This window comes from Pseudoxanthomonas sp. 22568 (genome assembly GCF_052044485.1).
Classification (GTDB): domain Bacteria; phylum Pseudomonadota; class Gammaproteobacteria; order Xanthomonadales; family Xanthomonadaceae; genus Pseudoxanthomonas_A; species Pseudoxanthomonas_A beigongshangi.
Map to the genome: position 1 here is coordinate 150,056 of NZ_JBQENC010000009.1, position 12,474 is coordinate 162,529.

The 12,474-nt window shown below is 69.5% G+C and carries 10 protein-coding genes; 8 read left to right on the plus strand and 2 right to left on the minus strand.

The genetic code is table 11. The features are described 5' to 3' along the window. The first annotated feature begins 18 nt into the window (after positions 1-18). Entirely contained in the window at positions 19-1,512 is a 1,494-nt protein-coding gene (locus tag ACTJI2_RS13085; RefSeq protein WP_440842406.1) for a PH domain-containing protein, read from the plus strand. Positions 1,513-1,516: 4 nt separating this feature from the next. On the opposite strand, the gene ACTJI2_RS13090 is transcribed toward ACTJI2_RS13085, so the two are convergent. Then, positions 1,517-2,581: a CDP-glycerol glycerophosphotransferase family protein gene (locus ACTJI2_RS13090; RefSeq protein WP_440842408.1), complete on the minus strand. Its 1,065-nt coding sequence runs from the start codon at positions 2,579-2,581 to the stop codon at positions 1,517-1,519. Here ACTJI2_RS13090 and ACTJI2_RS13095 point away from each other — a divergent pair. The 7 genes from ACTJI2_RS13095 (at position 2,577) to ACTJI2_RS13125 (ending at position 10,732) form a co-directional block, all read left to right on the plus strand. Beyond that, positions 2,577-3,395, plus strand: a complete 819-nt coding sequence (locus tag ACTJI2_RS13095) for a glycosyltransferase family 2 protein (protein WP_183641290.1) — start codon at positions 2,577-2,579, stop codon at positions 3,393-3,395. The genes ACTJI2_RS13090 and ACTJI2_RS13095 overlap by 5 nt on opposite strands. A 2-nt stretch (positions 3,396-3,397) precedes the next feature. Beyond that, positions 3,398-5,305, plus strand: coding sequence for an asparagine synthase (glutamine-hydrolyzing) (gene asnB, locus ACTJI2_RS13100; protein WP_440842374.1), 1,908 nt, complete (start codon positions 3,398-3,400; stop codon positions 5,303-5,305). Positions 5,306-5,450: 145 nt separating this feature from the next. Next, positions 5,451-6,398, plus strand: a complete 948-nt coding sequence (locus ACTJI2_RS13105) for a UDP-glucuronic acid decarboxylase family protein (protein ID WP_203323388.1) — start codon at positions 5,451-5,453, stop codon at positions 6,396-6,398. Beyond that, positions 6,395-7,306 (plus strand): glycosyltransferase family 2 protein, encoded by a 912-nt coding sequence (locus tag ACTJI2_RS13110; RefSeq protein ID WP_318287944.1) that lies wholly within the window; start codon positions 6,395-6,397, stop codon positions 7,304-7,306. Before ACTJI2_RS13105 ends, ACTJI2_RS13110 begins: the two co-directional genes overlap by 4 nt. A 279-nt stretch (positions 7,307-7,585) precedes the next feature. Continuing rightward, positions 7,586-8,755 (plus strand): O-antigen ligase family protein, encoded by a 1,170-nt coding sequence (locus ACTJI2_RS13115; RefSeq protein WP_203323390.1) that lies wholly within the window; start codon positions 7,586-7,588, stop codon positions 8,753-8,755. Further along, a complete protein-coding gene (locus ACTJI2_RS13120) occupies positions 8,752-9,591 on the plus strand; it encodes a glycosyltransferase family 2 protein (RefSeq protein ID WP_440842376.1) in 840 nt (279 codons plus the stop codon). Before ACTJI2_RS13115 ends, ACTJI2_RS13120 begins: the two co-directional genes overlap by 4 nt. Positions 9,592-9,610: 19 nt before the next feature. Beyond that, entirely contained in the window at positions 9,611-10,732 is a 1,122-nt protein-coding gene (locus ACTJI2_RS13125) for a glycosyltransferase family 4 protein (RefSeq protein WP_440842377.1), read from the plus strand. Positions 10,733-10,736: 4 nt separating this feature from the next. Here the strand turns inward: ACTJI2_RS13125 and ACTJI2_RS13130 are convergent, their stop codons facing one another. Then, positions 10,737-12,422, minus strand: a complete 1,686-nt coding sequence (locus ACTJI2_RS13130) for an ArnT family glycosyltransferase (RefSeq protein WP_440842378.1) — start codon at positions 12,420-12,422, stop codon at positions 10,737-10,739. Positions 12,423-12,474 lie beyond the last annotated feature (52 nt).

Sequence of the window (12,474 nt, forward strand, 5' to 3'; positions counted from 1 at the left end):
TCCGCCGCCGACGCGCCGATGGCGGTGGAGCAGCGGTTGCATCCGTGGTCGTGGCTGTTCGTGCTGGTGCAGCAGCTCAAGCAGTTCATCCTGCCGCTGATCGCGCTGGTGGTGTTCGGCGGACGCGGGGATCCGGACAATCTGTGGGCCTCGCTGGGTCCGCTGATTGCCGTCGGCGTGCTGGTGATCCTGTCGGTGGTCCAGTACTTCACCTATCGCTACCGGATTGGCCGCGATGGCCTGACCATCCGCAGCGGCTGGCTGCATCGCAGCCTGCGCGAGATTCCGTTCGCGCGCATCCACAACGTGGGCATCCACCAGTCGTTGCTGCATCGCCTGTTCCAGGTGGCGGAAGTACGGCTGGAGTCGGCCGGCGGGCAGAAGCCCGAAGCGGAGATGCGGGTGCTGAGCCTGTCGGCGGCCACCGCGCTGGAGAACCTGATCCGGCATCGCGGCCAGGCCGCGCCGGCATCGATGACCGATGCGCCGTCCCTGCCCGCTTCGAACACCTTGCTGGCGCTGCCGCTGACGGAAGTGATCCGGCTCGGGCTGGCCTCCAACCGCGGCATGGTGGTGGTCGCGGCGGCGTTCGGCCTGGCCTGGCAGGTGCTGCCCGACAAGATGATGGCGGGGCTGGTGCGGCGCTATTCGCGCGAAGCCTTCGGCTACGCGAGCCATCTGGAATGGACGTGGCAGAGCGGCGCGCTCGCCGCGCTGGCAATCCTCGCGCTGGTGCTGGTGCTGACCCGCCTGCTGTCGGTGCTGCTGGCGCTGGTGCAGTTCCATGGCTTTCGCCTGAGCGAATCCGATCGCCGCCTGACCGTCGAACGCGGCCTGCTCACGCGCCTGCGCACCAGCGTGTCGCGCCGGCGCATCCAGGCCTGGACCTTGCGCGAAGGCGTGGTGCAACGCTGGCTGAAGCGGCGCAGCCTGCACATCGATACCGCCGTGGCCAGCCGGGTGGATCACGACGATGGCCGGGCCTTGAAGGTATTGGCGCCGATCGCCACGCGGGACGCCTGCGATGCGCTGGTCCGCCATCTGTTGCCGCATTCGGACTGGCCGCCCACGCACTGGCAGCCAATGCCGGCGCGGGCGGCGTGGCGGCTGTGGCTGCCCGGGCTGATCCTCACGCCGCTGCTGGCGCTCGCGCTATGGTTTCCGTTCGGCGCCTGGGCGGGCCTGGCATTGCTGGCCTGGCCGCTGACCGGTTGGGCCGCATGGCAGAACGCGCGCCGTTCCGGCTACACGGCCGGCGATGAACTGATCGCGGTGCGCGGCGGCTGGTGGTGGCGCTGGTGGCGGTTCGCCGAGGTCGACAAGCTGCAGGCGCTGCGGCTGGCGCGCTCGCCGATCGATCGCTGGCTGGGCACGGCCACGCTGTGGCTGGACACCGCCGGCGACAGCGGTCTGGCCTCGCCCCTGCGATTGCGCTTCCTGCCCGAGCCGGAAGCGCGGGCGATCTGCGAGCGACTGGCGCAGGCGCTGGCGCGCCGCCGCCTGCGCTGGTGAGCGCTCAGCGCGCGGCCGGTCCCCAGTAGCCGAGGTCCTTGCGGATCTGCAGCCCGCGCAACAGGCTGCCGAACGGCTTGCGCGCCAGCGGACCCAGTTCGCCGCGCAGCAGCCGCTCGGTGGCAATCATCACCCGCTGCGAGGAATGCCCGTCGTGATACGGATGGATCGCGGTGGCGTAGTCGGCCAGCGCGGCGCGCAACGCGTCGTCCGGTACGAACGCGCGCGCCAGCATCTCCGGCAGGCGCGCCGGATCGTCGAAGTCGATCATGTGCGGCTTGGGCGCACGGTTGCGGAAAGTCACCACCGGCTTGCGCTGGACCACGAATTCGCTGACCACCGAAGTGGTGTCGGCCACCAGCACGTCGGCCGCGCGCTCGGCGCTGATCAGATCCTCGGTCTCGACGAACACGGCATTCGCGCCGGCCAGCGCGCGATAGCGCGCGAACAGGTCCGGCGCGCACTTGGGGTGCAGGGTCAGCAGCCAGAAGCGCTCGCCGGTGGCCACCTGCGCGGCGATGGCCTCATGCAGGTGCGGGGCCGCGCTCAGGCGTTCGGTGAAGGTCGACGCGAACATCGCCACCGGCCGCCCGTTGGCCTGCGCGCGCCATTGCCGGACCCGCGCGTCCTCCGGCCCGAACAGCGGATCCAGCTTGGGCCAGCCGGTCTCGACCACCTTGAAGTGACCGGCCTCACGGGCCAGCGCCTCGAACGGCGCGGTGGTCGCCGGCCCTTGCGTGCAGTACAGGTCGAACATGCCGCGCACCCGGAAGTGGCCGCGCGCGGCATCGCGCTTCTCCACGTTGAAGCCATGGAACAGCTGCACCTTGGCGCCGGACACGAAGGTCGGCACCCAGTTGGCGGCGCTGAACACCGCGCGCGGGCGCAGGTCGACGGCCTGGCGCGCGTGTTCGATCATCCTCACCGGCGCAGGCAGCCGCGAGCCGGCGGCACCATCGACGAACCAGGCGTGCACGCCGTGTCCGGCGGCTTGCAGCGCATCGGCCAGCGGCTGCAAGATGGGCAGCGCATAGCGTTCCGTCGCAAACAACAGGTAATCCGCCATCAACGCCTCCTCGAACCACCGGGTCCCGATTTCGGCCTGCATTATCGCGTTTAACGAAGCGGACCGCATTGGCGACTGCCTGGCCTCGCTGGCGTTCTGCGACGAGATCGTGGTGGTGGATTCGTATTCCACCGATGCCACGGTGGCGATCGCGCAGGCGGCGGGCGCGCGGGTGCTGCAACGGGCCTTCGACGGCTTCCGCAGCCAGAAGCAGTTCGCGATCGAACAGGCCCGGCATGACTGGGTGCTGTGCCTGGACGCGGACGAGCGCGTGGACGACACCTTGCGCGGCGCCATCGAGTCGGCGCGCGCGACCGGTTTCGAGGGCGCGGCCGGTTACCGGTTCGCCCGCCTGTCGGACTATTTCGGCCGCTTCCTGCGCCACGGCAACGCCTATCCGGATCGAGTGCTGCGCTTGTTCGACCGCCGCCGTGGCGGCTGGCGCGGCAAGCGCGAGGTGCACGAAGCGGCCAGCGTGGACGGCGCGGTGAAGACCCTGCGCGGGGACTTGATCCATTACCCGTACCGTTCGCTGGAGCAGCAGTTGCTCAAGACCCAGCGCTACGCGCGGATGATGGCCGAGCACGATTTCGCGCGCGGCAAGCGCGCCACCCTGGCCAAGCTGGTGCTGTCGCCGGCCTGGCGCTTCTGGCGCGGCTACCTGCTGCGCGGCGGCTTCCTCGATGGCTGGCACGGCCTGGTCTACGCCTACGTGCGCGCCAACTACGTGCGCCAGAAGACCGTCATGCTGTGGCTGCTGCAGACCGGGCAGCCGGTCGTGACTCCCGTTTCCCCCGAACCTGCGAACAAGGCCTGACCATGTGCGGCATCGCTGGCGCCTGGTCGCCCCAACCGCGCACGGGCGCGGACGAACTCCATGCCCTTGGCCGGCGCATGGGCGAGGCCATTGCCCACCGCGGTCCGGACGACAGCGGCACCTGGGTGGACGCGGATATCGGCCTGGTGCTGTCGCACCGGCGCCTGTCGATCCTGGATCTGAGCCCGGAAGGCCACCAGCCGATGGTGTCGGCCGACGGCCGCTGGGTGATCGCCTTCAACGGCGAGATCTACAACCACGCCGCGCTGCGCGCGGAGCTGGAAGCGCTGGGACACCGGTTCCGCGGCCACTCCGACACCGAAGTGCTGCTGGCGGGCATCGCCCAGTGGGGCGTGCAGGCAGCACTGGAGCGCGGCAACGGCATGCTCGCGCTGGCGGCCTGGGATCGCCAGGAGCGGGCCCTGTGGCTGGCGCGCGACCGGGTCGGCAAGAAGCCGCTGTATTACGGCTGGACGACGGACGGCACGCTGGTGTTCGGCAGCGAGCTGTCCGCGCTGCGCGCCCATCCGGGCCTGCGCCACGAGGTGAATCCCGACGCGCTGGCGCTGCTGCTGCGGCTGGACTACATCCCCGCGCCGTACGCGATCCTGCGCGGCGTGCACAAGCTGCCGGCCGGCACCCTGCTGCGCCTGGATCCGGCCGCGTTGGCGGCGGGCGACGCCGGCCACGATCCGCTGCGCGCGCCACTGCACTGGTGGAATGCGCGCCAGCGCCAGGAAGCCGCGATCGCGCAGGGTTTCGACGGCGACGAGGGCGCCGCGCTGGACGCGCTGGATGCATTGCTGCGCGACGCGGTCGCGCTGCGCATGGAGGCGGACGTGCCGCTGGGCGCGTTCCTGTCCGGCGGCACCGATTCCTCGCTGGTGACCGCGCTGATGCAGGCGCAGTCGGCGCGGCCGGTGCGCAGCTTCTCGATCGGTTTCGACAACACCGACCACGACGAGAGCGCCTATGCCACCGCGGTGGCGCGGCACCTGCGCACCGATCACACCGAACTGCACGCCGACGGCCGCGCCGCGCTGGATCTGGTGCCGGACATGGCGCGGATGTTCGACGAACCCTTCGCCGATTCCTCGCAGTTGCCGACCGCGTTGCTGTGCCGGCTGGCCCGCCAGCACGTGACGGTGGCGCTGTCGGGCGATGGCGGCGACGAACTGTTCTTCGGCTATGGCCGCTACCTGCGCGCGCTGCGCAACGACGCGCGGCTGGCGCGCCTGCCGCGGCGCCTGCTGGCCCGGCTGGCCGGCAATCCTGGCGAACGCTCGCGGTTGGGCGGACTGGCCGCCGCGCGCGCGGAACTGGCGACCGGCGATCTGCAGGGCGTCGCCCTGCAGCGGGTCAGCCGCTGGCGGCGGCCGGAATCGGTCGTGCGCGGCGCCCGCCGCGCGATCACCGCCTACGACGATCCGGCCGCGCTCCCGGCCAACGGCGGCCCCGCCGATCGGCTGATGGCGCTGGATTTCGCCTGCTACCTGCCCGAGGACATCCTGACCAAGGTCGACCGCGCCAGCATGGCGGTGGCGCTGGAGGCGCGCGCGCCACTGCTGGACTGGCGGGTGGTGGAGTTCGCCTGGTCGCTGCCGCTGGCGATGAAGTACCGCGACGGCCAGCTCAAGCACCTGCCCAAGCGCCTGCTGGAACGCTACCTGCCGACCCCGCTGGTGCATCGGCCCAAGTCGGGTTTCGGCGCGCCGGTCGGCGATTGGCTGCGCGGTCCGCTGCGCGACTGGGCCGAGGCGCAGCTGGACGAGCGCCGCCTGCGCGAGGAAGGGCATTTCGATCCGGCGCCGATCCGCGCCATCTGGGGCGAATTCCTCGCCGGCCAGCGCAAGTGGCACACGCACCTGTGGGGCGTGCTGATGTTCCAGGCGTGGCGCGAGCGGCTGTAGCGTTCACGCCGCCCGAAGGCGCCGTCGCCGCATGTCGCGGGTGTCCGCCCTTCCCCCCGCCCCGACCCAGCCGTGACAATATGCGCCTGCCCGGCGGGCCCGCTTCGTGCCGCCGGCGGTGTTCTTCCTTCCAAGAGAGTGGTTCATGCAGCGCATTCTGATCACCGGCGGTGCCGGCTTCCTGGGTTCCCACCTGTGCGATCGGCTGATCCGGGACGGACACGACGTCCTGTGCGCGGACAACTTCTTCACCGGCAGCAAGCGCAACGTCGCCCACCTGCTCAACCATCCCTACTTCGAGCTGATGCGGCACGACGTGACCTTCCCGCTTTACGTGGAAGTGGACCGCATCTTCAACCTCGCCTGCCCGGCCTCGCCGATCCACTACCAGCACGATCCGGTGCAGACCACCAAGACCAGCGTGCACGGCGCAATCAACATGCTCGGCCTGGCCAAGCGCCTGGACGCGCGCATCCTGCAGGCCTCCACCAGCGAGGTGTACGGCGATCCGGAAGTGCATCCGCAGCAGGAAGGTTACTGGGGCCGGGTCAATCCGATCGGCCTGCGCAGCTGCTACGACGAGGGCAAGCGCTGCGCCGAGACGCTGTTCTTCGACTACCACCGCCAGCACGGACTGGACATCAAGGTGGTGCGCATCTTCAACACCTACGGCCCGCGCATGCATCCCAACGACGGGCGGGTGGTCAGCAACTTCATCGTGCAGGCGCTGCGCGGCGAGGACATCACCATCTACGGCGACGGCAGCCAGACCCGCAGCTTCTGCTACGTGGATGATCTGGTCGAGGTGATGGTGCGGATGATGGACACCGAGCGCGGCTTCACCGGTCCGGTCAACATCGGCAATCCCGGCGAATTCACCATGCTGGAACTGGCCGAGAAGGTGCTGGCGCTGGTCGGCGGCCATTCCCGCCTGGTGTTCAAGCCGCTGCCTTCCGATGATCCGAAGCAGCGCCAGCCGGACATCACGCTGGCGCGCGGGAAGCTGGGCTGGGAACCGAAAGTGGGGCTGGAGGACGGCCTGAAGGAAACCATCGGCTACTTCCGCAAGCTGCTGGCCGAGGGCCAGGCATGACCCGCTTCGCGGTCATCATCACCAACTACAACTACGCCCGTTTCGTGATCGAGGCGGTCGACGGCGTGCTGGCCCAGGGCCGGCGCGCGGCGCAGATCCTGGTGGTGGACGACGGTTCCACCGATGGCTCGCAGGCACTGCTGACCGAACATTACGGCCACCATCCCGGCGTGCGCCTGCTGTTCGGCGAGAACGGCGGCCAACTGGCGGCCTTCCAGCGCGGCGTGGCCGCCGTGGATGCAGACGTGGACGTGGTCTGCTTCCTCGATGCCGATGATCGCTGGCAGCCGGACTACCTGGAGAAGATCGGCGCGATCTACGACCAGCGCAAGGATGTGGGCTTCGTGCTTTCGGACATCGATCTGTTCGGCAACGAGGAAGGCCGCATCGGTTTCGCCGAAAAGGAACTCGATCTCGGCTACACCGCCATCAGCACCTACGCGCTGACCTACTGGTATGGTGCGCCGACCTCGGCGCTGTCGCTGCGGCTGCGCTATGCGCGCCTGTGCATGGACCTGCCGCCGCAGGTGGGCGCCACCTGGCGGATCTCGGCCGACAACTGCCTGGTGTTCGGCGCCAGCATCTTCGGTGCGCGCAAGTACTTCCTGCCGACCGGCCAGGTCGGCTATCGCATCCATGGCAACAACGGTTGGTGGGCGCAGCAGAACCGGACCACCACCTTCCTGGGCCTGCTGCAGTCACGCGGGCTGATCGGGCATTACGCACGCGCCGCCGGCATGGACGATTCCTGCCTGGAACTGGCCAAGCTGGAATACCGGACCAAGCCGGAGCCCGACTGGGCCGAGGCGCGCCGCTACATCGGACTGTGCTGGCGGGCGCGCCTGCCCTGGTGGAAGCGCCTGGAGCGCATCCTGAGCATCGTCCGCAGCCCGAAACGCAAGAAATAGACACGCTCTACACGCAATGGATTGCGCGCAGCGACAATCGGTGACTTCCGGCTTGGTTCCCGGGTGTAGCTTGCCTTACGCTTGGGCGGATCTCCCGCATTCCCCCGACCCTGCCGGACGCCGTGTTTGAGCTCTCGACCTTCTCCTGCTCCCCCCGCGCCTGACGCCGCGCCGGCGCGCCCGCGCACGCCGTCGCAGGTTTCCCGCGCACCGGCCCCGGATCGGCTCCCCGGCGGGCACCCGGCTGCGACGCTGCGTTCGGATCCCGCGGTTTCCGGGATGGCGGTGCCCACGCGCTGGCGCAACCTGCTGTGCGTGGGATTGATGGTGCTGATCGCGGGGATGTGCGTGTTGCCGGCGGGTCCCTCGTTCAATCCCGGCAAGCCCTACCAGTACCTGCTGGCGCTGACGCTGTATCTGCCTGCGCTGATCCTGGGCTTCGCGCATTTCGATCGCTGGCGCGATCTGGGACGCCGCCCGCTGATGCCCTGGCTGCTGGCGCTGTTCTGCTGGTCCGCGTTGAGCCTGGCATGGACCAACGCGACGCGGCCGCTGGACGAGATCCTGCGCATCCTGAGCGTGCTGGTGTTCCTGTTCGCCTGGCGGCACGGCATTGGCGACGACCCGCGCCGCCAGCGCTGGCTGCTGGTGGGTGGCGCAGGCGTGCTGGCCGCCACCGCCATAGCGGCGATGCTCCGGTTCGCGATCCAGCCGCCACCGGACGGCCGCGTGACCGGCTTTGGCGTGATGGCCAACGCCAACCTGATCGCCGCGGCGATGGGAGCCGGTTTCCTGTGGCTGTGGCCTTGGCGTTTCCACACGCCGGGACAGCGCCTGTTGAAATGGTCCGCCATGGCCGTGCTGATCGCCTGCCTGGTGCTGGCCGACTCGCGCAGCGCCTGGGCGGCGCTGTTCGCCGCGATGTTCGTGCTGCTCGCCATCCGCAGCAAGGAGCGCGCCTGGCGGCGCGTGATCGCGCTGATCGTGGTCGGCGCAGGCGTGGCGATCGCGGCCTACCCGGAGCTGAGCGAGCGCGGCTGGTCGTTCCGGCCGCAGATCATGCAACACAGTTGGGACCTGTTCCTGCAGCAGCCATGGCTGGGTCTGGGGCTGGGCGCGCGCTTCACCCTGCCGGTGCAGGGCGGCATGGGCATGGACCAGGTCCATACCCACAACCTGTTCACCCAGATCGCGGTCGAACTTGGCTTGCCGGGATTCCTGCTGTGGTCGGTGATCTGGCTGGCATTGGGCTGGCGTGCCTGGCGTCATCGAGACGACGTGATCGGCCGCGCCGTGCTGGGCCTGTGGGTGTTCGCCAGCGTGATGGTGCAATTCGACCTGCCGCACCTGATTGACAGCCCACGCCCGGGTTGGTTGATCATCTGGCTGCCGCTGGCGCTCAGCCTGTCGTTGCCATCGGCGTCCACCGACCCTTCGCGCGCACGATGAAGATTTCCCTGGCGGTCCTCACCTACAACTGGCCCGAAGCCCTGGAGCGGGTGCTGGAAAGCGTGGCGGCGCAGCGGCGCATGCCCGACGAAATCCTGATTGCCGATGACGGTTCCCGGCCCGATACGGCCGAAGTGGTGGCGCGCTGGCAGAAGGCGCTGCCGGTTCCGGTGCGCCATCTGTGGCAGGAGGATCGCGGCTTCCGCGCGGCGCGCTGCCGCAACCGCGCGATCGCCGCCAGCCGCGGCGACTACGTGATCCTGCTGGACGGCGACATGATCCTGCATCCGGACTTCATCGGCGATCATGAAATGCTGGCCGAGCCGGGGTTCTTCCTGCAGGGTGGCCGGCTCAAGGCGACGGTCGCCGAGAGCAAGCGCCTGCTGGCCGGCGGGCGGCCGGTGTTCGCGCCGTGGATCGACGCCGATTTCGACGAGTTCGACGGCACCCGCCGCCAGTACGCCTTCCGCCAGCCGCAGCTGGCGCGCTGGAAGGCGCGCTCGCGCAACGGCGGGCGGGTGATGAGCTGCAACATGAGTTTCTGGCGCGCCGACCTGCTGAAGGTCAATGGTTTCGACGAACGCATGGAAGGTTATGGCGCCGAGGATCGCGAGCTGGCGGCGCGGCTTGAGAACACCGGCCTGCGCCGGCGCGCGCTCAAGTGGGCCGCACTGGCCGTCCACCTGTGGCACAACTCGCGCGCCCCGCCGGACGTGGACGACATGAGCCTGCCCAACAACCGCCTGTTCCAGGCCACCCGCACGCAGAAGATCACCCGCTGCGAACACGGCATCGACGGCCACCCCGAGTTGCTGCAGGATCCGGTGATCTCCTGATCCCGCTCACGACTCGCCGATGAAGCTGCTCTACACCAATTTCCACAGCGGCAGCGGCGGCGGCCACACCACCTACATCCGCGAACTGGCGCGCGCGCTCGGACCGCGGCACGAGGTCCATGTTGCCGCCCCGGCCGGCAGCCGCCTGCTGGCCGAAGCCGCCGCGCTGCCCGGCGTGCACACGCTGGCGCAGCCTTTCCCGAACGGACTGCGGAAGCTGCGCGAACGCGCGCTCGCCATCCGCCAGTTGCGCGATTACCTGCGCGCGCACCGGTTCGACATCGTGCACGTCAACGGTTCGGCCGATCACCGCATCGTCATCGCCGCATTGCGCGGCGTCTCGCCGCGTCCGCGCGTGGTCCTGACCAAGCACAACACCAAGCCGATGGGTGGGCTCCAGCACGTCTGGCGCGCGCGTTTCCATACCGACAAGGCGATCGCGGTGTGCGAGTACGTGCGCCGGCAGCTCGAGGCCACGCCCTACCGCGTCTGCCATCCGCAGACGGTCTACAACGGCGTGGACACCACCCATTTCGCCCCCTGGCCGGACGCGGACGCGCGCATGTCGCGGGAACGCTTCGCGCCGGACGCCGGGTCGCTGCTGATCGGCAGCAGCGCCGGCACCGCCGACTACAAGGGCTGGACGGATCTGGTGGCGGCACTGGGGCTGCTGTCCGCCGAAGAGCGCCGCCGGGTGCACGTGCTGATTGCCGGCCAGCCGCCTTCCGCGCGGCAGTTGGCGATCGTGCGCGAGGCCGGCCTGGAAGCGCAGTTCCATTTCCCCGGACTGCTGGAAGACGTGCGTCCGATCATCGCCGCGCTGGACGCCGGCTTCGTGCTGTCGCACGACATCGAGACCATCTCCTTCGCCTGCCGCGAAATGATGGCGATGGGCAAGCCGGTGATGGTGACCGATTACGCCGGCCTGCCGGAAAACCTGCACCCGGGCGAGGACGGCTGGGTGGTGCCGGTGCATGGCCACGAGGCGATGGCGACCACCCTGCGCTGGATGCTCCGGCATCGCGATGCCCTGAGCGGAATGGGCGCCGCCGCGCGCGCGCATGCGCTCGCCGAATTCGGCATCGCTCGATTCGCCGACGCCACCGAGGCGGTTTACCGGGACCTGCTGGTCAACCGCTGATCGATTACGGCTTCATCGCCGCTCGGCAGCCCGTTGTGGCCGCGTCGTCCACCAGCCACCAGCTACGCCGGTTGGCCGAACCCAAGGAACGTGCAAGGGTGCGATCCACGCAGGCCGGCAGGGTGGCGTCCTGCGCCATCAGCACGCGCCGCGCGGGCGCCTCGTGCAGCCAGGCCAGGCCGCGCTGCCATTGCAGCTCGACCGGCGCGCGGAAACCGAACTCGGTCACCTCGCCTTGCGCCTGCAGCAGTTGCTGTTCCTTCCAGTCCACCAGCCCGATGGCGGTGTCCACGCCGGCGCGTGCGCGTGCTTCGGCCATCACGTCGCGCGCCGAGTTCTCGCCGTCCAGCAACGGCGCCAGCGCCATGCCGTAGCCGACCCACAGCACCAGCACGGTCACCAGGGTCAGCGGGATCGCGCGCGCGCGCCGCAGCCACAACGCGGCGGCGACGATCAGTCCCCCCATGACCGCCAGCGCCAGCCACAGGTGATCCGCATGCGGATCGCCGGCCAGGCCACGCTCGGCTTCCAGCTTCAGTTCGAAACGCGGATCGCCGGTCAGCGCCATGCCTCCGGCTACCAGCAGCAAGCCGCCCAGCGCCACCGCGAACACCAGCAACCCGGCGCGCACGCCGCGACGCTCGCCCAATGCGGGCAGGAACGGGGCCGCCGCCCACGCCAGCGCCGGCAGTGCGGGCAGGATGTACATGTCGCGCTTGCCCGGGCTGGCGCTGAAGAACAGCAGCACCAGCAGCATCCACGCCAGCGGCCACCACACCCGCGCGTCGTGCTGGCGCCAGGCCTCGCGCCACGGCTTGATCAGCCAGGGAATGAAGATCGAGAACGGCAACCAGAACAGCGCGATGACTTCCAGGAAGTACCACGGCGGCGCCTGGTGGTGCCATGCGGCGACGTAGCGGGTGGCGGTCTGGCGGAACAGGATTTCGTTGAGATAGGCACGGTGCTCGGGATCCCCGCTGGTCAACGCGGTCACCACCATCGGCACGAACCACAGCGCGATCGCCAGCAGGAAACTGGCCCCGCCCAGCCACCATCGGCCCGCGCCCTTCGGCGCCGGCTCGGTCAGTCCCTGCCAGCCGCGCCAGCGCATCAGCGCGTAGGGAATCAGCGCCAGCAACGGCAGGAAACCCACGCCCTTGCTGATCACGCCCAGGCCGGCGGAGAAGCAGCCCAGCCAGTACCAGCGCCAGTTCGGTCCCAGCAGCATGTGCCGGCCGAGGCCGTACATGCCCAGGGTGATGAAGAACACCACGGTCGGATCGATCTGCGCGCGCTTGCCCTGGTAGACGAACTGCATCGCGCACAGCACCGCGCCGGCCGCCCACAGCGCGGCCTGGCGGTTCCAGGTACGGCGTGCGAAGTCGTAGGTCAGCACCAGCGTGCCCAGCGCCGCCAGCAGCGACGGAATCAGGAAGGCGACGTTCCAGTCGCGCACCACCGCGTAGGTGGACGCGATCATCCAGAAATACAGCGGCGGCTTGTCCGGATAGAGCTCCTGGCCGCGGTGCGGGAACAGCCACTGGCCGGACTCCCACATCTGCCTGGCCACCAGCACGAAACGCGGCTCGTCGGCCGGCCACGGCGCGCGCATGCCCAGCCCCGCGCCGATTACCACCAGCGCGAACAGCAGGAACCACCAGAACGCGGTCTTGTCGTCGGTCTTGATCATGGCGCGCGATGATACCGGCGATTCGTTAGGCAATTGTCGGAACCGGCCCTGC

Excerpts from the sequence above, each read along its gene's own strand:
- ACTJI2_RS13085 (WP_440842406.1), top strand. The coding sequence starts at position 19 with ATGGCGGTGGAGCAGCGGTTGCATCCGTGGTCGTGGCTGTTCGTGCTG.
- asnB (WP_440842374.1), top strand. The coding sequence starts at position 3,398 with ATGTGCGGCATCGCTGGCGCCTGGTCGCCCCAACCGCGCACGGGCGCG.
- ACTJI2_RS13105 (WP_203323388.1), top strand. The coding sequence starts at position 5,451 with ATGCAGCGCATTCTGATCACCGGCGGTGCCGGCTTCCTGGGTTCCCAC.
- ACTJI2_RS13110 (WP_318287944.1), top strand. The coding sequence starts at position 6,395 with ATGACCCGCTTCGCGGTCATCATCACCAACTACAACTACGCCCGTTTC.
- ACTJI2_RS13115 (WP_203323390.1), top strand. The coding sequence starts at position 7,586 with ATGGCGGTGCCCACGCGCTGGCGCAACCTGCTGTGCGTGGGATTGATG.
- ACTJI2_RS13120 (WP_440842376.1), top strand. The coding sequence starts at position 8,752 with ATGAAGATTTCCCTGGCGGTCCTCACCTACAACTGGCCCGAAGCCCTG.
- ACTJI2_RS13125 (WP_440842377.1), top strand. The coding sequence starts at position 9,611 with ATGAAGCTGCTCTACACCAATTTCCACAGCGGCAGCGGCGGCGGCCAC.
- ACTJI2_RS13130 (WP_440842378.1), bottom strand. The coding sequence starts at position 12,422 with ATGATCAAGACCGACGACAAGACCGCGTTCTGGTGGTTCCTGCTGTTC.